Below are 24106 nucleotides of genomic sequence, written 5' to 3'. Positions count from 1 at the left end.
ATCATGTGGAGGAGGCGCTGTGAGCAGCGACCCGTGGGGCCGCGTCGACGAGACGGGGACCGTGTACGTGCGTACGGCCGACGGCGAGCAGGTCGTCGGTTCCTGGCAGGCCGGCTCCCCCGAGGAAGCGTTGGCCTACTTCGAGCGCAAGTACGAGGGCCTGGTTGTCGAGATCGGCCTCCTCGAGAAGCGAGTGAAGACCACCGACCTGTCGGCGAAGGACGCGACGGCGGCCGTCGACCATCTGCGCGAGCAGATCGACGCGCATCACGCCGTCGGTGATCTGGACGCGCTGCGGGCCCGGCTGGACAAGCTCGTGCAGACCGTCGAGGCGCGCCGCGAGGAGCGCAAGGCGCAGCGGGCGCGGCAGACCGACGAGGCCCGGCACTCCAAGGAGGCGCTGGTGGCCGAGGCGGAGGAGCTGGCGCAGTCCGACCAGTGGCGGGCGGCCGGTGAGCGGCTGCGGGCCCTGGTGGACACCTGGAAGGGACTGCCGCGGCTGGACCGCAAGTCGGACGACGAGCTGTGGCACCGCTTCTCGCACGCCAGGTCGGCGTTCTCCAAGCGTCGCAAGGCGCACTTCGCGCAGCTTGACGCGCAGCGCGAGGACGCCCGCAAGACCAAGGAACGGCTGGTCGCCGAGGCCGAAGGGCTGTCGGCCTCGACGGACTGGGGTCCGACGGCCGCGCGCTACCGCGACCTGATGACGGAGTGGAAGGCGGCGGGCCGCGCCCAGCGCGAGCACGAGGACGACCTCTGGAACCGCTTCCGCGGCGCCCAGGACGTCTTCTTCGCCGCTCGCAGCTCGGTCTTCGCCGAGCGGGACGCGGAGCAGTCGGAGAACCTCAAGCTCAAGGAGGAGCTGGCCGAGGAGGCCGAGAAGATCCTCCCGATCACCGATCTGAAGACCGCGCGGGCCGCCTTCCGCTCGGTGAACGAGCGCTGGGAGGCCATCGGCCATGTGCCGCGCGACGCCCGGCCGAAGGTCGAGGGCCGGATGCACGCCGTGGAGCGGGCCATCCAGGAGGCCGAGGAGACCGAGTGGCGCCGGACGAACCCGGAGGCACGCGCGCGTGCCGAGGGTCTGACCGGCCAGCTCCAGGCGGCGGTCGACAAACTCCAGAAGCAGATCGAGCAGTCGCGCACCCAGGGCAACAACGCCAAGGCCGACAAGCTGGAGCGTGAGCTGGAGGGCCGCCAGGCGCTGCTGGACCAGGCCCTGAAGGGTCTTCAGGAGTTCGGCGGCTGACGAACACGCACACCGAGGGAACGGGCCCCGTACCGAGGTACGGGGCCCGTTCTCGTGTGCGGGGCCGCTTACGCCCTGGTGCGCGCCGACGTCACCCGGTACACGTCGTAGACGCCCTCGACGCCCCGGACCGCCTTCAGCACATGGCCGAGGTGCTTCGGGTCGCCCATCTCGAAGGTGAAGCGCGAGGTGGCGACGCGGTCGCGGGAGGTCTGGACGGCCGCGGAGAGGATGTTGACGTGCTGGTCGGACAGCACGCGCGTGACGTCGGAGAGAAGCCGGGAGCGGTCCAGGGCCTCGACCTGGATGGCGACCAGGAAGACCGAGGACTGGGTGGGCGCCCACTCGACCTCGAGGATCCGCTCGGGCTCACGGGACAGTGACTCCACGTTGACACAGTCGCTGCGGTGAACCGATACACCACTACCGCGCGTGACGAAGCCGATGATCGGGTCACCGGGGACGGGCGTACAGCAACGGGCCAGCTTGACCCACACGTCGTCGACGCCCTTGACGACCACGCCCGGGTCGGCGCTGGACCGGCGCTTGCGGCTGCGTCCGCGCGCCGGCGGCACGCTCTCGTCGATCTCCTCGGTGGCCGCCTCCTCGCCGCCGAATGCCTGGACGAGCTTTTGCACCACGTTCTGCGCGGAGACGTGGCCCTCACCGATCGCCGCGTACAGCGCGGAGATGTCCGGGTAGCGCATCTCGTGCGCCAGGGTCACCAGGGAGTCGCCGGTGAGGATGCGCTGGATCGGCAGGTTCTGCTTGCGCATCGCGCGGACGATGGCGTCCTTGCCCTGCTCGATCGCCTCGTCGCGGCGCTCCTTGGAGAACCACGCCCGGATCTTGTTGCGGGCGCGCGGCGACTTCACGAAGCCGAGCCAGTCGCGGGACGGGCCCGCGCCCGCCGCCTTGGAGGTGAAGACCTCCACGAGGTCGCCGTTGTCCAGGGTGGATTCGAGCGGTACGAGACGGCCGTTGACCCGTGCCCCTATGGTGCGGTGACCGACCTCGGTGTGCACGGCGTACGCGAAGTCCACGGGGGTGGCACCCGCCGGGAGCGCTATGACGTCGCCCTTGGGCGTGAAGACGAAGACCTCGTTGCGGGAGAGGTCGAAACGCAGGGACTCCAGGAACTCGCTGGGGTCCTCGGTCTCCTTCTGCCAGTCGAGGAGCTGCCGCAGCCACGCCATGTCGTTGATGGCGTCCTTGTCCTTGCCGGACGCCTTGGGCACGTCGGTGCGCACCTTGGAGGTGCCGGCGACGGCCTCCTGCTTGTACTTCCAGTGGGCGGCGATGCCGTACTCGGCACGGCGGTGCATGTCGAACGTACGGATCTGGAGTTCGACCGGCTTGCCGTTGGGGCCGATCACCGTCGTGTGCAGCGACTGGTACATGTTGAACTTGGGCATCGCGATGTAGTCCTTGAACCGGCCGGGGACCGGGTTCCATCGCGCGTGCACCGTGCCGAGGGCCGCGTAGCAGTCGCGGACGGTGTCCACGAGGACGCGGATGCCCACCAGGTCGTAGATCTCCGCGAAGTCACGGCCGCGGACGATCATCTTCTGGTAGACGCTGTAGTAGTGCTTCGGGCGGCCGGTGACCGTCGCCTTGATGCGGGCGGAACGCAGGTCCTGCTGGACCTCGTCGGTCACTATGGCCAGGTACTCGTCACGCTTCGGTGCCCGCTCGGCCACCAGCCGTACGATCTCGTCGTACATCTTGGGGTAGAGGATCGCGAAAGCGAGGTCCTCCAGTTCCCACTTGATGGTGTTCATGCCGAGGCGGTGGGCGAGCGGCGCGTAGATCTCCAGGGTCTCGCGCGCCTTCTTCTCCTGCTTCTCGCGCTTGAGGTAACGCATGGTGCGCATGTTGTGCAGGCGGTCGGCGAGCTTGATGACCAGGACGCGCGGGTCCTTGGCCATGGCCACGACCATCTTGCGCACGGTCTCGGCCTGCGCGGCCTCGCCGAACTTGACCTTGTCCAGCTTGGTGACGCCGTCCACGAGCAGGGCGACCACGTCGCCGAAGTCGCGGCGCAGGTCCTCCAGGCCGTACTCGGTGTCCTCGACGGTGTCGTGCAGCAGGCCCGCCATGAGGGTGGCCGGATCCATGCCGAGCTCGGCGAGGATCGTGGTCACGGCGAGGGGGTGCGTGATGTACGGGTCGCCGCTCTTGCGCTTCTGGCCGCGGTGCCAGCGCTCGGCTACCTGGTAGGCCTTCTCGATCTGGCGCAGCGTCGACGTCTCGATCTTCGGGTCGTTGCTGCGGACTATCCGGAGCAGGGGCTCCAGGACCGGGTTGTACGGGTTGGCGCGCTGGACCCCGAGGCGGGCCAGGCGGGCGCGGACGCGGTTGGAGGAGCCGGAGCGGGGCGTCTGGGGCGTCGCGGCGGGACGGATCGGGGCCGTGGAGGCGGGGCGCTCGGGAGCGGCCGGCTTGGGACGTGGCTGCTCGGCGCCCTTCGCGACAGGCGCGGACTGGGCGTGCTCGACCGGCCCGCGAGCGTCGTTCTTCGGGTGCTGCGCGGGCTGGGCCGCCTGCTCCGAAGCGCGCTCGGGCTTGGCGGCGGTCAGGTGCTGGGCCTCGTCTGGCAAGAGGGCTCCTCGTGCGCGATCCGGGTCCCCCGGTCAGGCTCCGGAGACCCCATGGTAGCGATCCTGAGCTCCGGGATCGTCTTCAGGCCGATCTGAGGGCCGTGTACTCGGAGAACGCCGACCCCGGCCCCCGGATTCCTCCGGCCTCCTGTCAACGGTGTCACACAGCTCGCGCGGGGGCTTGCCTGCGGCTTTCACGGGGCGGTCGGGGTGTTCCGGGGGCTTGCGTGCCCGGGGGGCGGCCGGGGGTGCTGAGGGGCCCGAGGGCTCGCGTGGGCGCCGGGGAAGCGGTCATGGGCGACGGGACAGGTACCGGCGCGGGTACCGGCGCCCGGGCCCGCGCCGTGGAACGCGGGCGGGTGGTCGTGCCGGGGCGGAGCGCGGTGACCGGGCAGAGCGCCCGTGAGCTGGCGGAGCGCGGTGACCGGGCAGAGCGCCGGTGAGCTGGCGGAGCGCGGTGACCGGGCAGAGCGCCGGTGAGCTGGCGGAGTGCCGGTGACGGGGCGGAGCGCGGTGACTGGGCGGAGGGCGAAGCAGCAGAGGCGCCCCTCCAGGTGAGGGGCGCCTCCGGGGCATGCGGGGTCGGTCAGACCTTGAGCAGAGCCTCCAGCGGGGCTCCGGCCAGGGCCGGCTCCAGACGGGTGCGGCCGTTCAGGAAGGCCAGTTCCATCAGGACCGCCACGCCCGCGACCTGGGCGCCGGCGCGGCGGATGAGCTCCAGGGAGGCCTCCGCCGTGCCGCCGGTCGCGAGGACGTCGTCGACGACCAGGACACGGTCGCCGTCGTTCAGGTCCTCGGCGTGCACCTCGATCTCCGCCGAGCCGTACTCCAGGTCGTAGGCCTGGCGCAGCGTCGCTCCGGGGAGCTTGCCCGCCTTGCGTACGGGGATGAAGCCGACACCGGCCCGCACCGCGACCGGGGCGCCGAGGATGAAGCCGCGGGCCTCCAGACCGACCACCTTGGTGGCGCCGGTGCGCTCCACGATCTCGGCCAGTGCGTCCGTCAGCGCCGTGAACGCCGCCGGGTCCGCCAGGAGTGGGGTGATGTCCTTGAACATCACGCCCGGCTCCGGGTAGTCGGCCACGTCACGGATGCGGCTGAGGAGCATCTCCTTGATGTCGGTCATCGACGCTTCCCCGAGGGCCGGCCACGCCCGCGCGTACGGGACGCGGGCTGGTTGCGCGGGCCGACCACCGCGTGATCGGCGTCGTCCGGCTCGTCGCCGAACGGCTCGCCCGCGTCGTCGGCGGCCGACGTCTCACCCGGATCGGCGCCCTGTGCCCGCTTGGCGAGGACCCGCTTGCGCAGCGCCTTGAGCTTCGGCTCGCGCTCCTTGAGGTCGGCGACGAGCGGCGTGGCGATGAAGATCGAGGAGTACGCGCCGGCCGCGAGGCCGACGAACAGCGACAGCGAGATGTCGTTGAGCATGCCCGCACCGAGCACGCCGCCACCGATGAACAGCAGGCCCGCCACCGGCAGCAGCGCGACCACCGTGGTGTTGATCGACCGGACCAGGGTGCTGTTGATCGACCGGTTGGCGATGTCGCTGTAGGTCCAGCGGGTCTGTTTGGTGATGTCCTTCGTCTGTTCCTTGAGGCTGTCGAAGACGACCACGGTGTCGTACAGCGAATAACCGAGGATCGTCAGCAGACCGATCACCGTGCCCGGTGTGACCTCGAAGCCCACGAGGGCGTAGATGCCGACCGTGATGGTGATGTCGTGGATCAGCGCGACGAACGCCGCGACCGCCATCCGCCACTCGAAGGCGATCGCCAGATAGATCACCACCAGGACGAGGAAGATCCCCAGGCCCTGCCAGGCCTTGTTGGCGATCTGCTCACCCCAGCTGGGGCCGACCAGTTCGGCGTTGATCTTCTCGGCGTCGACCTTCATGTCGTCGGCCAGCGCCTGGTTGATCCGGTCCGCCTGGCCGGTGTCGATGCCCGCGATCTGGATGCGCAGGCTGCCGTTGCCGAGCTGCTGGACGATCGCGTCGTGCCCGGAGGCCGCCTCCGCGTACTCCTCGGCCTGGGTGACCGAGACGGACGTCTTCGGGGTGGTGAAGACGGCACCGCCCTGGAACTCGATACCCATGTTCAGGCCCCGCACCGCCAGGCCGACGATGGCCGTGATGGTGATCAGGATCGAGATGCCGTACCAGATCTTGCGGTTGCCGACGAAGTCGTAGCTGACCTCGCCGCGGTGCAGTCGGGCACCGAGGTTGCCGAGCTTCGACATCTCAGGCCTCCTTCGTTTCGACGGGGCCTGCGGAATGCGAGGGACGGCGGGTGCGGCGCAGCGGTGGCCGCGCGCCCAGACGCTTGGGGTCGAGACCGGACCACGGGTGACCGTTCGCGAAGAACTTCCGGCGGGCCATGAGCGTCAGCAGTGGCTTGGTGAAGAGGAAGACGACCACGACGTCGAGCACGGTGGTCAGGCCGAGCGTGAACGCGAAGCCCTGCACCTTGCCGACGGTGACGATGAACAGCACCGCGGCGGCCAGGAACGACACGAAGTCGGAGACCAGGATGGTGCGCCGGGCACGCGGCCAGGCCCGCTCGACGGCGGGACGCAGCGAGCGGCCCTCGCGGATCTCGTCCCGGACTCGTTCGAAGTACACGATGAACGAGTCCGCCGTGATGCCGATGGCGACGATGGCACCGCAGACGGCCGGCAGGTTCAGCGCGAAGCCGATGGCCGGGCCGAGCAGCGCCATGAGCGTGTACGTGAGCGCCGCGGACACCAGCAGCGACAGGAGGGCGATGAACGACAGGCCCCGGTAGTAGACCAGCAGGTAGAGCACGACCAGGGCGAGGCCGATGGCACCCGCGATCAGGCCGGCCTCCAGCTGGTCGCCGCCGAGCGCCGCGGTCACCGTGGTGACGCTGTCCTCGCGGAAGGTCAGCGGCAGCGCGCCGTACGACAGCATGTTGGCGAGGCCCTGGGCCTCCTCCTGCGTGAAGCTGCCGGAGATCTCGGCGTTGCCGCCGGTGATCGACTGGCTCACGTACGGGCTGGAGACGACCTCACCGTCGAGGACGATGCCGAACTGGTTCTGCGGCGACTGGTTCTGCGCGAGCTTGCCGGTGATGTCGGCGAACTTCTTGGCACCGGCGGAGGTGAAGTCCATCTGGACCTTCCAGCCGGCGCCGCTCTGGGTGTCGTAGACGGCCTGGGCGTCGTCGACCTCGGTGCCGTCGACGCCGGCCGGGCCGAGCAGGTACTTGTACCAGACGCCCTGGATCTCGCCGCAGCCCACGGTGGAGTCGGTGGGCTTGGCGCCCTCACCGGTGCTGGCGCGGACCGACTGCTTGCTGCAGTCGAGCGCCGCGTACTGCGCCTGGAGCTTGCTGTCGTCGCCGGTGGCGCCGCCGCTCGCCGACGGGGTGGGGCTGGGCGCCCCGGAGCCGGACGCCGAGGGGCTGGGGTCGTCCTTCAGCGCGTCCGTGACGGCGCGGCCCTGGGTGGTGGCGCCGTCCGAGGGGGTCCCGCTCTGACTCGCCGAGTTCGACGCCGAGGGGCTCTCCGAGCCGGTGGCCTTGTCCGGGTCGGTGGCCTTGTCCGAGCCGCCGGACGGGGAGGCGCTGGGCGAGGGGTCCTGCGGAGCCGTGCCGCCGGAGGGCTCGGTGGCCAGGACCGGGCGGAAGTAGAGCTTGGCGGTGGTGCCGACCTGTTCCCGGGCCTGCTGCGAGTTGGTGCCCTTGGGAATGTTGACGATGATGTTGCGATCGCCCTGCGTCTGGACCTCGGCCTCCGAGACACCCAGACCGTTGACGCGGCGCTCCATGATCTCGACCGCGGTGTTCATGTTGGTCGGGTTGATCGCGGCCTCGTTGCCGCCCTCGGCGACTGCCCCGAGCGTGATGCTCGTACCACCGGCCAGGTCGATGCCGAGACGCGGAGTGGTGTGTCCGGAGACGAACATTCCCCCGGTGAGCGCCACGAGGGCGATCAGAATCAGGGCCAGCGAGCGCCATGGCTTGCTCTGGGCGCTCGAGCTCCGGCCCTTTTTAGGTGCTGCCACCTTCTCGTACTCCCTCTCGGGCCGCCTCACTCCGGGTCAGCGGGCGGACGGCCATGACATGGTGTCGGGATCCCGTGCGGGTTGCGCCTGTCCCGGGCACCCGAGCCCGGCCCGCGCACTCCGGGACTGACTACTTCGCGTCGGCGTCGCCGTCGGTCTTCTTCGGCTCTTCGTCCTGCTTCGCCGCGGCGGCGTCGGCGGGCTCCTCGTCCACGTCCTTCTTGCCGAGGTCGACGGACTTCTCGTCGGCGGGGGCGGCGTCGACGGGCTCGTCGTCCTTGATGAGGGAGGAGGCGTCGTCCGGGACGGTGTCCGCGTCGTCCTTCAGGTCGTGCTCGATGCCGTGCACGATGCGGTTGTACTCGTCGTCGGTGAGCACCGCGCCGATGGAGTTCTTGGCGAAGAGGAGGTCGACGCCCGGGCCGGCGTCGAGGAGGACCGTGTCCTCGTTGACCTCCTTGACCGTTGCGTACATGCCCCCGATGGTGCGGACTCCGGAACCGGGCTGCACCTGGTTCCGCATGTCGACGGCGGCCTGCTGCTTCTTCTTCGCCGAGCGGGTCATCAGGATCATGGCCCCGATCAGCACGATGAACGGGAGGAGGGTCACGAGGCTATTCACGGGACGATTTCCTTCGCACGACCGCGCAGGTGGGCGGCCTGTTGGATGGGGGTATGTCAGCCGCCGAGGAAGGCGGCATCGGCGGAGTCTAAGCGAGTCCGCGCGCATGGAACAACGCTCAGCATGGCACCGGGGTTCCTGCTGCGGCCAATGCGCTCGCCGTCACGCCCCGAACAGGTCCTGTTGTCCGGTTCCCGCCGTGCCCTGGCCGGGCGGAGTGAGGCCGAGATGCGCCCAGGCCGCGGGGGTGGCGACCCGGCCGCGCGGAGTCCGGGCGAGCAGACCCTCCCGCACGAGGAACGGCTCGGCGACCTCCTCGACGGTTTCGCGCTCCTCCCCCACCGCCACGGCGAGCGTGGACAGGCCGACCGGTCCGCCGCCGAACAGCTTCAGCAGCGCTTCGAGCACGGAGCGGTCGAGGCGGTCGAGGCCGCGGGGATCGACCTCGTACACCCGCAACGCCGCGCCGGCGATCTCGCGCGTGATGATCCCGTCGGCCTTGACCTGCGCGTAGTCCCGCACACGGCGCAGCAGCCGGTTGGCGATCCGGGGCGTGCCACGGGAGCGGCCGGCGATCTCGGCGGCGCCGTCGGTGTCGATCTCGACGTCCAGCAGGTTCGCCGAGCGGTGGATGACGCGCTCCAGCTCGGCCGGCTCGTAGAACTCCATGTGCGCGGTGAAGCCGAAACGGTCGCGCAGCGGGGGCGGCAGCAGGCCGGCGCGCGTGGTGGCGCCGACCAGGGTGAACGGGGGCAGCTCCAGGGGGATCGCGGTGGCGCCGGGGCCCTTGCCGACGATGACGTCGACGCGGAAGTCCTCCATCGCCATGTACAGCATCTCCTCGGCGGGCCGGGACATGCGGTGGATCTCGTCGAGGAAGAGGACCTCGCCCTCCTGGAGGGAGGAGAGGATGGCGGCGAGGTCGCCCGCGTGCTGGATGGCGGGGCCCGACGTGATGCGGATCGGGGCGTCCATCTCAGCCGCGATGATCATGGAGAGAGTGGTCTTGCCCAGGCCGGGGGCGCCGGAGAGCAACACGTGGTCGGCGGTGGCGCCCCGCGCGCGTGCGGCGCGCAGGACGAGGTCGAGCTGCTCGCGGACCTTCTCCTGGCCGATGAACTCGCCCAGGTCCTTGGGGCGCAGCGCGGCCTCGACGGCCTGGTCCTCACGGTCGGCGACAGGGCCCACCAGCCGCTCGGTGTCGGCGGGGTCGGTCGGGTCGTCCCAGTTCATGTGCGTGGGCCTCGGGTGCGTTCGCGGTCGGATGGGTCGTACGAGGAGGTGGGCGTCGCGCTTCGGGCGGTCTCAGCCGGGGCGGCGGGCGGCTCGCGTCCACCGCCGTCCCGTGCCGTGCGCGGCGCCGCGCTTCATCGGGCTCTGTTGAGTGTCTGCAGGGCCGCCTTCAGCAGCTGACCCACCTGGGGCGCGGCCTTGGCGGCCTCCGCCTGGGGCGCGACCGCGGCGACCGCCTCGTCGGCCTCCCGGGTCGCGTACCCCAGGCCGATCAGGGCGGCGTGCAGCTGGTCGCGCCAGCCGGTGCTGACCGGCGAGCCGACCGCGGGGGCGCCGATCGGCTCGCCCAGGCGGTCCTTCAGCTCCAGCAGCAGCTTCTGGGCGCCCTTCTTGCCGATGCCGGGGACGGCGGTGAGTGCCTTCTCGTCGCCGGTCGCGACGGCGCGGCGCAGGGCGTCGGGCGTGTGCACGGCGAGCATGGCCTGAGCGAGCCGGGGGCCTACTCCGCTGGCGGTCTGGAGCAGCTCGAAGACCTGGCGCTCGTCGTCGTCCACGAAGCCGTAGAGGGTGAGCGAGTCCTCCCGTACGACGAGGGAGGTGGCGAGCTTGGCGGGCCGGCCCAGGCGGAGTGTGGACAGCGTGTTGGGCGTGCACTGGACGGCCATGCCGACGCCGCCGACCTCGACCACCGCGGCGTCGGGTGCGAGTGCGGCGACCGTGCCACTGACGAAGGCGATCATGCCGTGCGGCCTTTCGATGCGGTAATTCTTGCGGTGTGCTGGGCGACAGCCTGCTGAAGGCGGTTCTGCGCGGGGGCGCGCCAGATGTGGCAGATGGCGAGTGCCAGGGCGTCGGCGGCGTCGGCCGGCCTCGGCGGGGCGTCGAGCCGCAGCAGCCGGGTGACCATGGCACCGACCTGTGCCTTGTCGGCGCGGCCGGAGCCGGTCACGGCGGCCTTCACCTCGCTGGGGGTGTGCAGGGCGACGGGGATGCCACGGCGGGCCGCGCAGAGCATCGCGACGGCGCTGGCCTGGGCGGTGCCCATCACCGTGCGTACGTTGTGCTGGCTGAACACCCGCTCCACGGCGACGAATTCGGGCCGGTGCTCGTCGAGCCACTGCTCGATGCCCCGCTCGACGGCCACCAGGCGGTGCCCCAGGTCGGCGTCCGCCGGCGTGCGGACGACGCCGACGCCCAGCAGGGTGAGGGGACGTCCGGGAACCCCGTCCACGACGCCGACACCGCACCGGGTCAGTCCCGGGTCCACACCCAGTACGCGCACCCGCCCCTCCTTCGCTCTGCCCCAGCTGCCGCTGCGCTGGTACCCCCAGTTCGTGCAGGCTATCGGGTGCCGCCGACAGCGCGACGGGCCGACGGGGTGTGTCCCGTCGGCCCGTGGAGCACGCTGGAGCCCGCGGCGGTGTTACGCGTCGACCTTCTCCATGATCTCGTCGCTCACGTCGAAGTTGGCGAAGACGTTCTGCACGTCGTCGCTGTCCTCCAGCGCGTCGATCAGCTTGAAGATCTTCTTCGCGCCCTCCTCGTCCAGCTCGACCTGCATGGTCGGGACGAAGTTGGCCTCGGCGGAGTCGTAGTCGATCCCGGCGTCCTGCAGGGCCGTGCGGACCGCGACCAGGTCGGTGGCCTCGCTGAGCACCTCGAAGGACTCACCGAGGTCGTTGACCTCCTCGGCCCCCGCGTCGAGCACGGCGCCCAGGACGTCGTCCTCACCGAGCTCGCCCTTGGGGACGATGACGACACCCTTGCGGTGGAACAGGTACGACACGGAACCGGGGTCGGCCATGGAGCCGCCGTTGCGGGTCATCGCGACACGGACGTCGGAGGCGGCGCGGTTGCGGTTGTCGGTGAGGCACTCGATGAGGACCGCGACACCGTTGGGACCGTAGCCCTCGTACATGATCGTCTCGTAGTCGGCGCCACCGGCCTCAAGGCCACCGCCGCGCTTGATCGCGGAGTCGATGTTCTTGTTCGGGACCGACTGCTTCTTGGCCTTCTGCACGGCGTCGTAGAGGGTCGGGTTGCCCTCCAGGTCGACGCCTCCCATGCGCGCAGCGACCTCGATGTTCTTGATCAGCTTCGCGAAGAGCTTGCCGCGCTTGGCATCGATCACGGCCTTCTTGTGCTTCGTCGTGGCCCATTTAGAGTGGCCGGACATCTGCCTGTCTCCTTCGCGTAACCCATCTCTGCACGAACGCCAGAGATCCTACAAGGACTCCGCTCCGCGGGTCGCGCGCACCATGTCGACGAACAGGCTGTGCACGCGGTGGTCGCCGGTCAGTTCCGGGTGGAACGAAGTGGCGAGCGCGTTGCCCTGGCGGACCGCGACGATGTGGCCGTCGTGCTCGGCCAGCACCTCGACCCGGGCGCCGACGGACTCGACCCAGGGGGCGCGGATGAAGACGCCCTCCACAGGATCTCCCGTGACGCCCGCGACGTCGACCGCGGCCTCGAAGGACTCGTTCTGCCGTCCGAAGGCGTTGCGGCGCACGATCATGTCGATGCCGCCGATCGTCTCCTGGCCCGAGCGCGGGTCGAGGATCTTGTCGGCCAGCATGATCATGCCCGCGCACGTGCCGTAGACGGGCAGGCCGTCCCGCACGCGCGCACGGAGGAGCTCCATCACGCCGAACAGGTTTGCCAGCTTGGAGATGGTGGTGGACTCGCCGCCGGGGATCACCAGGCCGCCGATTTCGTCGAGCTCTTCGGGGCGCCTGACCGGCCTGGCCACGGCGTCGGCCGCGGCCAGGGCGATGAGGTGCTCCCGTACGTCGCCCTGGAGGGCCAGGACGCCTATGACGGGGGTGTTACTCATGGGATGCAGTGCCCTACCAGCCGCGGTTCGCGTAGCGCTCGGTCTCGGGGAGGGTGTCGCAGTTGATGCCGACCATGGCCTCGCCGAGATTGCGGGACGCGTCCGCGATGATCTTCGGGTCGTCGAAGAAGGTGGTCGCCTTCACGATGGCGGCGGCGCGCTTGGCGGGGTCGCCGGACTTGAAGATGCCGGATCCGACGAAGACGCCCTCGGCGCCGAGCTGGCGCATCAGCGCGGCGTCGGCGGGGGTGGCCACGCCGCCGGCGGAGAACAGCACGACCGGGAGCTTGCCGAGCTCGGCGACCTCCTGGACCAGCTCGTAGGGGGCGCGCAGATCCTTGGCGGCGGCGTACAGCTCGTTGTTGTCGTAGCCGCGCAGGCGGGCGATCTCGTTCTTGATCTGGCGCAGGTGGCGGACCGCCTCGACGACGTTGCCGGTGCCGGCCTCGCCCTTGGAGCGGATCATCGCGGCGCCCTCGGCGATGCGGCGCAGGGCCTCACCGAGGTTGGTGGCGCCGCAGACGAAGGGGGTCGTGAAGGCCCACTTGTCGGAGTGGTTGACCTCGTCGGCCGGGGTGAGCACCTCGGACTCGTCGATGTAGTCGACGCCGAGGGACTGCAGGACCTGGGCCTCGACGAAGTGGCCGATGCGGGACTTGGCCATGACGGGGATCGAGACGGCGTCGATGATGCCTTCGATCATGTCCGGGTCGGACATCCGGGCCACGCCGCCGTCCTTGCGGATGTCGGCCGGGACGCGCTCCAGGGCCATGACGGCGACGGCGCCCGCGTCCTCGGCGATCTTCGCCTGCTCCGGCGTGACGACGTCCATGATCACGCCACCCTTGAGCTGCTCGGCCATGCCGCGCTTCACGCGCGCGGTGCCGGTGGCGGCGTTGTCCTGGGACTGGGCGGGGTTGGGGAGCGTGCTGGACACGGGTGACCTCACTGACGTGAAAGAGGGTTTCTGCAAACACCGAGCAAACGGGAGGTGTGCAGGCCACAGCAAGGGCCAATGCGCAGCCGGTGGATCGTTTTCCGCCGCGCGGGGCTAGGCGGCCCGGTCCGCCAGTGCCGTCGGCGGCTCGTCGTCCATCTCGAAGGCCATCGGGAAGGGGGCGTGCCCGGCCAGCCGGAACCAGCGCACCTTGCGGTGCTGCCGCAGCCTGCGGGCGGCGCCCACGGCGTCGTTGTGGAAGCGGCGGGCCATCGGCACCCGCCGGACCGCCTCGGTCAGCTCGCGGGCCGCCGCCTCTCCCCCGGGCGCCTCCCGGACCGCCTCGACCTGATGGGGGTCGGCGAACACGGCGCGCAGGGACTGGCTCAGCTCGCTCTCGGCGACCTCCCGGTGCTCCTCCTCGGACTGCCGGGCCGCGTGCGCCGCCTCGTAGAGGACGATGGAGGCCGCGGGGTCGAGCACCCCGGAGGTGGCCACCTCCTGAGCCACGGAGGCGCGGCGCAGCAGCTGTGCGTCCAGGGCGGCCCGGGTGGCGTCGATCCGGGCGTGCAGCCGGTCCAGGCGGCCCGCCGTCCAGCTCAGGTAGACGCCGACGGCGATGAGGGCGACGAGGATCCAGATCAGGGTTGCGGTCACGGGCGGAAAGGCTACCGGGGTGCCGGCCGGGCGTGATCAGTCAGTCGCGGGCCAGCCCGAACCGGCCCCACAGTCCGGCGGACCGCTCGTCGGCGGCGACCGCGGTGGTGCCGTCCGTGACCGTCTCGTAGACCGACAGGATGTCCGCGCCGACCGTCGACCAGTCGAACCGGCGGACGTGCGCGCTGCCCCGCTCCCGAAGCTCCTTGCGCCGCTCGGGATTGCCCAGCAGCCGCAGCGCGGCCTTGGCCAGCGCGTCCGCGTCCTCGTTGGCGAACAGCTCGCCCGCGGCGCCCTGGTCGAGGACCTGGGTGAAGGCGTCCAGGTCCGAGGCCAGCACGGGGGCGCCCGCCGACATCGCCTCGACCAGGATGATCCCGAAGCTCTCGCCGCCGGTGTTGGGTGCCACGTACACGTCGACGCTGCGCAGGAAGCGGGCTTTGTCCTCGTCGCTGACCATGCCGAGGAACTCCACCCGGGAGCGCAGCTCGGCGGGGAGCGACTCCACCGCCTGCCGCTCGTCCCCGCGGCCCGCGACCAGCAGCCGCGTCTGCGGCCGCTCGGCGAGGATGCTGGGCAGCGCCCGCATCAGCACCGGCAGGCCCTTGCGGGGCTCGTCGATCCGGCCGACGAAGCCGATGGTCCCGCCCTGCCAGTCGGGATTGGGCTCGGCCTTGGCGAAGAAGTCGACGTCGACGCCGTTGGGGATCACCACGGCGTCCCCGCCGAGGTGCTCCACGAGCGTGCGGCGGGCGTACTCGCTGACCGCGATCCGGGCGCTGATCTTCTCCAGTGCCGCCTGGAGGATCGCGTAGGCGGCGATCATCGCGCGCGAGCGGGGGTTGGAGGTGTGGAACGTGGCGACGATCGGGCCCTGCGCGGCCCAGCAGGCCAGCAGGCCGAGCGACGGGGACGCCGGTTCGTGGATGTGGATCACGTCGAAGGCGCCGTCGTGCAGCCAGCGGCGTACCCGTGCCGCGGACAGGAAGCCGAAGTTCAGCCGGGCCACCGAGCCGTTGTAGGGCACCGGGACCGCGCGGCCTGCCGAGACGACGTACGGCGGGAGCGGGGTGTCGTCGTCGGCGGGGGCGAGGACGGACACCTCGTGCCCCTGGCGGATGAAGTACTCGGCCAGGTCGCGGATGTGGAACTGGACGCCGCCCGGCACGTCCCACGAGTACGGGCAGACGATGCCGATCCTCACGGGGACCCCTTCGTGGCGTCCGGGGCCGCCGGACCGCCCTTGGCGGGGTCGAGGTCCCTGAGCCACAGCCGCTGCAACATGTGCCAGTCCTCCGGATGTTCGGCGATCCCCGAGGCGAAGGCGTCCGCCAGGGCCTGCGTCATGACAGACGTCTTCTCGGCCCGGGTGCCTGACTCGGGTACCTCGATCGGGGGGTGCAGACGGCCCCGCATGACGGGTGAGTCGTCGTACCAGAGCGTCGCCGGCATCAACAGGGCCCCGGTCTGCTGCGCCAGCAGCGCCGGTCCGGCCGGCATCCGGGCGGTGTCGCCGAAGAAGCTGACCTCCACCCCGGAGGCCGACAGGTCCCGGTCGGCGACCAGGCAGACCAGACCGCCGCCCCGCAGCCGCCGGGCCAGGGCGCCGAAGGCGGAGCCGCCGGTGTGCGGCAGGACCTCCATGCCGAGGCCCTCGCGGTAGGCCACGAAGCGGTCGTAGAGCGTCTCCGGCTTCAGCCGCTCGGCGACGGTGGTGAAGGGAATGCCCAGCTTGGCGGTGACCCAGGCGCCGGCCAGGTCCCAGTTGGCCAGGTGCGGCAGCGCCAGTACGACGCCCTTGCCCGCCGACAGGCCGTCGGTCAGGTGGTGGAGGTCCTTGGGGTCGAAACCGGCCTTGACGCGCTCGGCGCTCCAGGCCGGGAGCCGGAAGGACTCCATCCAGTAGCGCAGGTACGAGCGCATGCCCGCGCGCGTGAGCTCGGCGAGCCGCTCCGGGGACGCGTCGGGCACCACGCGCGCGTAGTTGGCCTCCAGCCGCAGCACACCCTTGCCGCGCTGCTTCCAGGCCAGGTCGGCCACGGAGTTCCCGAGCCGCACGGCCACCGGCTCGGGCAGCTTCTTCACCGTGCTCCAGCCGAGGCCGTACAGGGCGTCCGTCAGGCTGTCCCGAGCGCTCATTTCGCCGCCTCCCTCCCCTGAGAGGCATTGTCGGTGTTCTCCCGCTCCGCCGCCTCCGCCTCCGCGGACTCGCGGCGGACCGTGACGACCCGCTGGATCAGTGTGATCAGGCTGCCGGCGGCGACGAGCCACAGCGCGATCGGCAGCAGCACCTGGATCCCCGGCACGCCGAACGCGTGCAGGCCCGCGAGCCCGGCCGCGACCAGCGAGATCACCAGGCGTTCTGCGCGCTCCACGAGCCCGTTCACCGCGACCGGCAGGCCGATCGACTCGCCGCGTGCCTTGGTGTACGACACCACCTGGCCGCTGGCCAGGCAGAAGATCGACACGGCACACAGCACGAGGTCGTCGCCGCCACCGGCGTACCAGAGGGCGAAGCCACCGAAGATGGCGCCGTCGGCGACCCGGTCCAGGGTGGAGTCCAGGAAGGCGCCCCAGCGGCTGGTGCGGCCCAACTGGCGGGCCATGTTCCCGTCGACGAGGTCGGAGAAGACGAAGAGGGTGATGACGACCGTGCCCCAGAAGAACTCGCCCTGGGGGTAGAAGACCAGCGCACCCGCCATCACGCCCGCGGTGCCGATCAGCGTGACCGTGTCGGGGCTCACGCCCCGGCGGATGAGAAACGCGGCGAACGGTGTGAGGACACGCGTGAAAAATGCACGCGCGTACTTGTTCAGCATGGCCTTCCCGAGGGTCGCTTGCGCCGTGCGGCCCTGCTGGCCGTCGGCTGGCCCATCGTAGCCACGCGCGCGAGCGGGCGACCGCTCGGCACCCACGGCCGGTCGGGCGGTCGGGCCGGCGGCCCTCGACCGCCGCTGGTCGGCGGCTTCGCGTCCTCTGTATGGACGCCGCGTGACGGGAGTGGAAAGCTCGAAGGATCGCGGGCGTCGCCGGAGCCGCCCAGCACGCGGGTCCCGCGTGTCCGCGCCCACAGTGACCTCACCGTGCACGGGAGGCAGAATCATGGGCGACAAGACCAATGCACACCCCGGAGCCGCCGGCAGAGCAATGGCGGCCGACCAGCCCGCGTCCGTACGGAATGTGGTGCTGGTCGGCCACTGCGGAGCTGGAAAGACGACCTTGGTGGAGGCTCTCGCGCTGACCGCGGGGGCGGTGAACCGGGCGGGCCGCGTGGAGGACGGCGGCACCGTCTCCGACTACGACGAGATCGAGCACCGGCAGCAGCGCTCGGTGCAGCTCTCCCTGGTACCCGTCGAGTGGGACGGCATCAAGATCAACCTTCTCGACACCCCCGGATACGCCGACTTCGTCGGGGAACTACGGGCCGGTCTGCGAGCCGCGGACGCGGCCCTCTTCGTCGTCTCCGCCTCGGACGGCGTGGACGGCTCGACCCGCGTGGTGTGGGAGGAGTGCGCTGCCGTCGGCATGCCGCGCGCCATCGTCGTCACGCACCTGGAGGCCGCCCGCGCGAACTTCGAGGAGATGACGCGGATCTGCGCGGAGGCCTTCGGCTCCGACGACCCCGACGCCGTGCTGCCGCTGTACCTGCCGCTGCACGGCCCGCAGGCGCCGGACGGGCACGCGCCCGTGACCGGGCTGATCGGGTTGCTGTCGCAGAAGCTGTTCGACTACTCGACGGGCGAGCGCAAGGAGTCCGAGCCGGGCGAGGACCAGCTGCCGCTGATCGAGCAGGCCCGCAACCGCCTCATCGAGGGGATCATCGCCGAGAGCGAGGACGAGACCCTCATGGACCGGTACCTGGGCGGTGAACGGATCGACGTCAAGACACTCGTGCAGGACCTGGAGCGGGCTGTCGCGCGCGGGACCTTCTTCCCCGTCCTGGCCGCCGCTCCCGCCTGCGACGGCGCCCGGCAGGGCCTCGGCACGGTCGAGCTGCTGGAGCTGGTCACCGGAGGGTTCCCGACCCCGCTGGAGCACGACCAGCCCCGGGTCACCACCATCGACGGCAGGCCGCGCGAGCTGGATCTGTGCGATCCGGACGGGCCGCTGGTCGCGGAGGTCGTGCGGACCTCGTCCGACCCGTACGTCGGCCGCGTCTCCCTCGTGCGGGTCTTCTCCGGGACGCTGCGGCCGGACGTGACCGTGCACGTCTCCGGGCACGGACTGACCGACCGGGGCCATGAGGACCACGACGTCGACGAGCGCATCGGCGCCCTGTCCACACCGTTCGGCAAGCAGCAGCGCCCCGTCTCGCACTGCGTCGCCGGCGACCTCGCCTGCGTGGCCAAGCTGAACCGCGCGGAGACCGGCGACACCCTCTCCGCCAAGGACGACCCGCTCCTCATGGAGCCCTGGGACATGCCCGATCCGCTGCTGCCACTCGCCATCCAGGCACACAGCAAACCGGACGAGGACAAGCTCTCCCAGGGACTGGCCCGGCTGGTCGCCGAGGATCCGACGATGCGGCTGGAGCAGAACCAGGACACCCACCAGGTGGTCCTGTGGTGCCTGGGCGAGGCACACGCCGACGTCGCGCTGGAACGGCTGCGCCGCCGGTACGGCGTCCAGGTGGACGTCGTACCGCACCGGGTACCCCTGCGGGAGACGTTCGCGACCAAGGCGGGCGGGCGCGGCCGGCATGTGAAGCAGTCCGGCGGCCACGGGCAGTACGCCATCTGCGAGATAGAGGTGGAACCGCTGCCGGGCGGCTCGGGCATCGAGTTCGTCGACAAGGTCGTCGGCGGCGCGGTGCCGCGCCAGTTCATCCCGTCGGTCGAGAAGGGTGTCCGCGCACAGGCCGCCAAGGGCATCGCCGCGGGCCACTCGCTCGTCGACGTGCGGATCACGCTGCTGGACGGCAAGGCGCACTCCGTGGACTCCTCGGACGCCGCGTTCCAGACGGCGGGCGCGCTCGCGCTGCGGGAGGCCGCGGCCGACGCGAGGATCCATCTGCTGGAGCCGGTGGCCGAGGTGAGCGTGCTGGTCGGCGACGACTACGTGGGCGCCGTGATGAGCGACCTGTCGGGGCGACGCGGCCGGGTACTGGGCACCGAGCAGACCGCCGGCGGGCGCACCCTCGTACGGGCCGAGGTGCCCGAGATCGAGATCGGGCGGTACGCCGTCGATCTGCGCTCGCTGTCGCACGGGACCGCGCGGTTCAGCCGGCGGTACGCGCGGCACGAGCCGATGCCCCCTCAAGTCGCGGAGCGACTGCGGAAGATGGAGCAGGACGCTTCCTAGCCGGACGCGCACGTACGTGGCTCAAGGACGGTGGTTCTCCTCCGGTTCGGCGGGCGGCTTCGGCCGTCCGCCGACGTATGTCGGTGCCTGCGGATAGGCTTTGCCGACCTGATCAACAGGTGTGCGGAGCACGGAAGTCGGGAAGGCCGCAGGAGCGACAGTGGCGGCGATCGGGGGCGGGAATGACCGTTGACAGCGGTTACGCGGACATCTTCGGGCCGCAGGTGCCGCGCACGGGGGACGAGGGGCAGACGGCGACGTACGCGCTGGCCTCGGCGGCGTACCGGGACAACGAGGTCGAGGAGATACTCAAGGCCAACAACGAATGGCACGAGTCGAAGGTCAAGCCCGGCCAGAAGTGGGCGAAGATCTTCCGGCCCAACCTCGGCGAGGCCTTCTCCCGGGCGGTGGTCGACCGCATGCTCGGCTCCGGCCGGGCACCGCTGATCCAGTCGTTCGGCGCGGAGCCGCAGGTCGTCGTCGAGCACTGCCTCGCGGCCAACCGCATCCGCCGGGAGCGCGACAACCTGCTCGCGATCGTCATGGTCGTGTGCGGGCTGCTCTTCCTGCCCGGGCTGCTGGTCTGGCTGATGGTGTTCACGATCCGCACCACCATCGCCCGGCGCGAGGCCAAGCGGGGCTCGACGCTCGCGACCACGCTGCTCGTCGCGGTCGGGGCGCTGGCCGTGATCTTCCTGGTCCAGATGCCGTTCACCGGCTTCTGGGCCTGGTACGCGCGCGCGGCGGTGGTCATGCCGGTGATCGGCTGGTTCTGGGCCAAGCAGATCTGCGAGCGCACCGCGAAGGACCTGCGGGAGCGCTGGGACAGCCTGCTGTCGGGCAGCAGCGTCGGCGCGAAGGTGCCCGAGGCGGTGCCGAGCAGCCCTGGCGAGACCGCCGCCGAGCAGCTGCGCCAGTCCCTCGCCCGGCTCGGTGCCGAGCAGCAGTCCAACTCCGTCTTCTACGCCGGGCCCAAGGGCATACTCGGCATGGGCACCCGCTGGGGCAGCTGGCAGCTCGCGGAGGACCTCTCCCCGGCCGATCCCGACCGGGAGATCCATCCTTTCCGCAGCTGGGACGTGGTGCGGTCCATCCACGACCAGCTGCGCATGCTGGAGCGCGGCCCGCTGAACACGGGCGGCTTCCCCAAGCCGTCGATCCGGCACTGGGTCGTCACGCCGATCGGCGAGAACGCGACGGCGGTGTCCCGTCCGGGGGGCACGGACGTGGAGGCGTACCAGGTCAAGTCACACGCCATACAGGACATCTGCAACAAGCAGCAGTTCGGCAGCGGAGACCGGCACTACCTGGGCGTGCAGTGGACGCTCTGGGACGGGCAGCTGGTCATCACCATGCTGATCACTGTGACCGTCCTCTTCGAGACGCTGCGCATCGAGGTCACCGGCCATGCCCTGGGCCCCGTGCACCCGCTCTTCACCTCCAAGCCGGCGGCGAAGGAGAAGTCGGTGCAGAAGTCCGTGAAGCGCTGGGAGACGCGGACGGTGAAGCTCCCGCTGGTCGACGCCGACGAGGTGGTACGGGTGGCTGCCCGGGCGCCGCTGACCTGGTATCCGCCGCTGCTGAACTGGCTCGGCGGCTCGCTGGCCCTGCCCGAGCCGTTCGGCCTGCGGCACGCGTGGGCCGCGAAGCCCTGGCGGCACCGGTTCATGGCCGACGACGCGCTGCGCGCCGCCACTCCGGTGCTCCGCGTGGTCCACTCGGCGGCGATCCGGGTGCTTCAGGAGAACGGCGTGGACACCGAGAAGTTCGGCAACCGCTCGGCGTTCCTCAGCACGGCGGTGCAGGACCCGTCGCCCCGGAAGGCCGACCTGTACGACGCGTAGGCGGCCCGGTGGCGGGACGGATGCCTCTGGGGGATGCCCCGCAGGGGCGCCGTCCCACCGCCGGCCGGCGCTCTCACGCCGTCGGCCAGGCCTCCGCCAGCATCTTCCGTGTGTCGGCCAGCAACTGCGGCAGCACCCGCGTGTGCCCCACCACGGGCATGAAGTTGGTGTCTCCGCCCCAGCGCGGCACGATGTGCTGGTGCAGATGCGCGGCGATGCCCGCGCCGGCGACCCCGCCCTGGTTCATGCCGATGTTGAAACCCTGGGCGCCCGACGCCGCGCGCAGCGCCGTCATCGCCTGCTTGGTCAGCTCGGCCAGCTCAGTCGTCTCGGGCTCGGTGAGGTCCGTGTAGTCGGCGACGTGGCGGTACGGCACGACCATGAGGTGGCCGCCGTTGTACGGGTACAGGTTCAGGACCGCGTACACCTGCGCCCCACGCCGGACGACCAGCCCGTCCTCGTCGGATTTCGCCGGGATCGCGCAGAAGGGACAGCCGTCGTCGGCCCCGGGACCGGTGGGCTTGTTCTCACCCTGGATGTAGGCCATCCGGTGGGGCGTCCACAGGCGCTGGAACGCGTCCTGCGTCCCCACTCCGATCTGCTGCTCCGGCTCACTCGTCATGCAAGGCAGCATATTGCTTCGGCCATTCCCGGCGTGTCGCCGGGGCTCGGCGAAACCCCGCCCGGACCGGGCAGGGCCGACGGACATCACCGACGCAAGGCCCCCGGGAGCCGAACAGCGTCCCAGGGGCGTTGCGGTGCCTCGGAGTGCGTCAGACCTGCGTCCGCTCCTCGACGACCTTCGCGATCTTGGCGATGGCCTCGTCGACGGGGATGCCGTTCTCCTGGGAGCCGTCGCGGTAACGGAAGGAGACGGCGCCGTTGGCCATGTCCTCGTCGCCCGCGATGACCATGAACGGCACCTTCTGCTTCTGGGCGTTCCTGATCTTCTTCTGCATACGGTCGGACGACGAGTCCACCTCGACCCGCAGCCCCTGCTTCCTCGCCGTCGCGGCGAACTTCTCCAGGTACTCGACGTGCGCGTCTCCGATCGGGATGCCGATCGCCTGGACGGGCGCGAGCCACGCCGGGAAAGCGCCCGCGTAGTGCTCCAGGAGCACCGCGAAGAACCGCTCGATGGAGCCGAACAGCGCGCGGTGGATCATGACCGGCCGCTGCTTGGAGCCGTCCGCGGCGGTGTACTCCAGGTCGAACCGCTCGGGCAGGTTGAAGTCGAGCTGGATGGTCGACATCTGCCAGGTGCGCCCGATCGCGTCCTTGGCCTGCACGGAGATCTTCGGTCCGTAGAAGGCCGCGCCACCCGGGTCCGGGACCAGCGGCAGGCCCTGCTTCTCGGCGACCTCGCGCAGCGTCTCGGTCGCCTCCTCCCATGCCTCGTCCGAGCCGACGAACTTCTCCGGGTCCTTGGTGGACAGCTCCAGGTAGAAGTCGGTCAGGCCGTAGTCGCGCAGCAGGCCGAGGACGAAGGTGAGCGTCTTGTCCAGCTCCTCGGACATCTGCTCACGGGTGCAGTAGATGTGCGCGTCGTCCTGCGTGAAGCCACGCGCGCGGGTGAGGCCGTGCACGACGCCGGACTTCTCGTACCGGTACACGGTGCCGAACTCGAACAGCCGCAGCGGCAGTTCACGGTACGACCGGCCGCGCGCGTCGAAGACCAGGTTGTGCATCGGGCAGTTCATGGGCTTGAGGTAGTAGTCCACGCCCTCGTCGAGCTGCATGGGCGGATACATGCCGTCGGCGTACCAGTCCAGGTGACCCGAGGTCTCGAAGAGCTTCCCCTTCGTCGCGTGCGGGGTGTAGACGAACTCGTAGCCCTCCTCCTCGTGGCGGCGCCGCGAGTAGTCCTCCATCACCCGGCGGATGATGCCGCCCCTGGGGTGGAAGACGGCGAGGCCGGAGCCGATCTGCTCCGGGATGGAGAACAGGTCGAGCTCGCTGCCCAGCTTGCGGTGGTCGCGCTTCTCGGCCTCGGCGAGGAACTCCAGGTACGCCTTCAGCTCGTCCTTGGACGGCCAGGCGGTGCCGTAGATGCGCTGGAGCATGGGGTTCTTCTCGCTGCCGCGCCAGTAGGCGGCCGCGTTGCGCATCAGCTTGAACGCGGGGATCAGGCGGGTGGACGGCAGGTGCGGACCACGGCAGAGGTCCTTCCAGCACAGCTCGCCGGTCTTGGCGTCCAGGTTGTCGTAGATCGTCAGCTCACCGGCGCCGACCTCGACGTCCGCGCCGTCGTCGTGCGAGGCGGAGCCCTTGAGACCGATCAGCTCCAGCTTGTACGGCTCGCCGGCCAGCTCCTCGCGGGCCTCGTCGTCGGTGACGACGCGGCGGGAGAAGCGCTGGCCGCGCTTCTGGATCTCCTGCATCTTCTTCTCGATGGCCTTGAGGTCATCGGGATGGAAGGGCTTCTCGACGTCGAAGTCGTAGTAGAAGCCGTCCTTGACCGGCGGGCCGATGCCCAGCTTGGCCTCGGGGAACAGCTCCTGCACGGCCTGCGCCATGACGTGCGCGGTCGAGTGACGCAGGATGCCCAGGCCGTCCTCGGAGGAGATGTCGACGCCCTCGACCTCGTCCCCGTCGGCGAGTGGGTAGGTCAGGTCCCGCAGCTCACCGCCCACCCGCGCGGCGATGATCGAGCGCTCGCCGGCGAAGAGGTCGGCGGCCGTGGTGCCCGTCGTCACCGTGCGCTCTTCCCGCTCGGAATCGCGTTGGATGATCACACGGACGTCTGACACCGGTCTCTCCTGACTGAAGGTGGATGCGGCGCCGTACCGAGAGCGCGCGCAATAAG

The 24106-nt window shown here is 70.6% G+C and carries 21 protein-coding genes; 4 read left to right on the top strand and 17 right to left on the bottom strand.

Annotation, left to right across the window (positions count from 1 at the left end; all coding sequences use genetic code 11):
* Nucleotides 1-19 precede the first annotated feature (19 nt).
* Nucleotides 20-1249 (top strand): DUF349 domain-containing protein, encoded by a 1230-nt coding sequence (locus AB0O67_RS12500; RefSeq protein ID WP_365449025.1) that lies wholly within the window; start codon nucleotides 20-22, stop codon nucleotides 1247-1249.
* Nucleotides 1250-1317: 68 nt separating this feature from the next.
* On the opposite strand, the gene AB0O67_RS12495 is transcribed toward AB0O67_RS12500, so the two are convergent.
* Nucleotides 1318-3849, bottom strand: a complete 2532-nt coding sequence (locus AB0O67_RS12495; RefSeq protein WP_365449023.1) for a RelA/SpoT family protein — start codon at nucleotides 3847-3849, stop codon at nucleotides 1318-1320.
* Nucleotides 3850-4142: 293 nt separating this feature from the next.
* Between AB0O67_RS12495 and AB0O67_RS12490 the strand changes: the two genes are divergently transcribed.
* Complete coding sequence (locus AB0O67_RS12490; RefSeq protein WP_365449021.1) at nucleotides 4143-4292, top strand: hypothetical protein; 150 nt, start codon at nucleotides 4143-4145, stop codon at nucleotides 4290-4292.
* Nucleotides 4293-4435: 143 nt separating this feature from the next.
* Here AB0O67_RS12490 and AB0O67_RS12485 read toward each other — a convergent pair whose 3' ends face one another.
* From AB0O67_RS12485 to pgsA, 14 genes are all read right to left on the bottom strand, one after another.
* Entirely contained in the window at nucleotides 4436-4975 is a 540-nt protein-coding gene (locus AB0O67_RS12485; protein WP_365449019.1) for an adenine phosphoribosyltransferase, read from the bottom strand.
* Nucleotides 4972-6087 carry a protein translocase subunit SecF gene (secF, locus tag AB0O67_RS12480; RefSeq protein ID WP_365449017.1) on the bottom strand — a complete coding sequence of 372 codons (1116 nt, stop codon included), beginning with the start codon at nucleotides 6085-6087 and terminating at the stop codon, nucleotides 4972-4974. Before secF ends, AB0O67_RS12485 begins: the two co-directional genes overlap by 4 nt.
* Nucleotide 6088: 1 nt before the next feature.
* Entirely contained in the window at nucleotides 6089-7873 is a 1785-nt protein-coding gene (gene secD / locus AB0O67_RS12475; protein ID WP_365449015.1) for a protein translocase subunit SecD, read from the bottom strand.
* A gap of 130 nt (nucleotides 7874-8003) precedes the next feature.
* Nucleotides 8004-8495, bottom strand: coding sequence for a preprotein translocase subunit YajC (gene yajC, locus AB0O67_RS12470; RefSeq protein WP_365449013.1), 492 nt, complete (start codon nucleotides 8493-8495; stop codon nucleotides 8004-8006).
* Between the two features lie 162 nt (nucleotides 8496-8657).
* The gene (gene ruvB / locus AB0O67_RS12465; RefSeq protein WP_365449011.1) at nucleotides 8658-9728 is read right to left on the bottom strand and encodes a Holliday junction branch migration DNA helicase RuvB; all 1071 of its coding nucleotides are present in this window, start codon (nucleotides 9726-9728) and stop codon (nucleotides 8658-8660) included.
* Between the two features lie 134 nt (nucleotides 9729-9862).
* Nucleotides 9863-10468: a Holliday junction branch migration protein RuvA gene (ruvA, locus tag AB0O67_RS12460; RefSeq protein ID WP_365449009.1), complete on the bottom strand. Its 606-nt coding sequence runs from the start codon at nucleotides 10466-10468 to the stop codon at nucleotides 9863-9865.
* Entirely contained in the window at nucleotides 10465-11010 is a 546-nt protein-coding gene (gene ruvC / locus AB0O67_RS12455; protein WP_365449007.1) for a crossover junction endodeoxyribonuclease RuvC, read from the bottom strand. The genes ruvA and ruvC overlap by 4 nt, the downstream gene beginning before the upstream one ends.
* 141 nt (nucleotides 11011-11151) lie before the next feature.
* Nucleotides 11152-11904 carry a YebC/PmpR family DNA-binding transcriptional regulator gene (locus AB0O67_RS12450; RefSeq protein WP_365449005.1) on the bottom strand — a complete coding sequence of 251 codons (753 nt, stop codon included), beginning with the start codon at nucleotides 11902-11904 and terminating at the stop codon, nucleotides 11152-11154.
* Between the two features lie 48 nt (nucleotides 11905-11952).
* The gene (pdxT, locus tag AB0O67_RS12445) at nucleotides 11953-12561 is read right to left on the bottom strand and encodes a pyridoxal 5'-phosphate synthase glutaminase subunit PdxT (RefSeq protein WP_365449003.1); all 609 of its coding nucleotides are present in this window, start codon (nucleotides 12559-12561) and stop codon (nucleotides 11953-11955) included.
* A 13-nt stretch (nucleotides 12562-12574) separates the two neighbouring features.
* Nucleotides 12575-13498, bottom strand: a complete 924-nt coding sequence (gene pdxS, locus AB0O67_RS12440; RefSeq protein WP_365449001.1) for a pyridoxal 5'-phosphate synthase lyase subunit PdxS — start codon at nucleotides 13496-13498, stop codon at nucleotides 12575-12577.
* A 114-nt stretch (nucleotides 13499-13612) separates the two neighbouring features.
* The gene (locus tag AB0O67_RS12435) at nucleotides 13613-14155 is read right to left on the bottom strand and encodes a hypothetical protein (protein WP_365448999.1); all 543 of its coding nucleotides are present in this window, start codon (nucleotides 14153-14155) and stop codon (nucleotides 13613-13615) included.
* Nucleotides 14156-14195: 40 nt separating this feature from the next.
* Entirely contained in the window at nucleotides 14196-15359 is a 1164-nt protein-coding gene (locus tag AB0O67_RS12430; RefSeq protein WP_365448997.1) for a glycosyltransferase family 4 protein, read from the bottom strand.
* Entirely contained in the window at nucleotides 15356-16294 is a 939-nt protein-coding gene (locus tag AB0O67_RS12425) for a phosphatidylinositol mannoside acyltransferase (RefSeq protein WP_365448995.1), read from the bottom strand. Before AB0O67_RS12425 ends, AB0O67_RS12430 begins: the two co-directional genes overlap by 4 nt.
* Nucleotides 16291-16974, bottom strand: coding sequence for a phosphatidylinositol phosphate synthase (gene pgsA, locus AB0O67_RS12420; RefSeq protein ID WP_365448993.1), 684 nt, complete (start codon nucleotides 16972-16974; stop codon nucleotides 16291-16293). The genes AB0O67_RS12425 and pgsA overlap by 4 nt, the downstream gene beginning before the upstream one ends.
* 283 nt (nucleotides 16975-17257) lie before the next feature.
* On the opposite strand from pgsA, the gene AB0O67_RS12415 reads away from it, so the two are divergent.
* Nucleotides 17258-19456, top strand: coding sequence for an elongation factor G-like protein EF-G2 (locus AB0O67_RS12415; RefSeq protein ID WP_365448991.1), 2199 nt, complete (start codon nucleotides 17258-17260; stop codon nucleotides 19454-19456).
* A gap of 182 nt (nucleotides 19457-19638) precedes the next feature.
* The gene (locus AB0O67_RS12410) at nucleotides 19639-21300 is read left to right on the top strand and encodes a hypothetical protein (protein ID WP_365448989.1); all 1662 of its coding nucleotides are present in this window, start codon (nucleotides 19639-19641) and stop codon (nucleotides 21298-21300) included.
* 73 nt (nucleotides 21301-21373) lie between these two features.
* Here AB0O67_RS12410 and AB0O67_RS12405 read toward each other — a convergent pair whose 3' ends face one another.
* Both AB0O67_RS12405 and thrS read right to left on the bottom strand, forming a co-directional pair.
* A complete protein-coding gene (locus AB0O67_RS12405; RefSeq protein WP_365448987.1) occupies nucleotides 21374-21934 on the bottom strand; it encodes an HIT domain-containing protein in 561 nt (186 codons plus the stop codon).
* Between the two features lie 139 nt (nucleotides 21935-22073).
* Nucleotides 22074-24050 (bottom strand): threonine--tRNA ligase, encoded by a 1977-nt coding sequence (thrS, locus tag AB0O67_RS12400; protein WP_365448985.1) that lies wholly within the window; start codon nucleotides 24048-24050, stop codon nucleotides 22074-22076.
* Between the last annotated feature and the right edge of the window lie 56 nt (nucleotides 24051-24106).

The sequence above is a fragment of the Streptomyces sp. NPDC086077 genome (genome assembly GCF_040686175.1).
Lineage (GTDB): Bacteria > Actinomycetota > Actinomycetes > Streptomycetales > Streptomycetaceae > Streptomyces.
The sequence above is the reverse complement of the archived record's forward strand: the minus strand, read 5'-3'. Positions and strand labels throughout refer to the sequence as shown.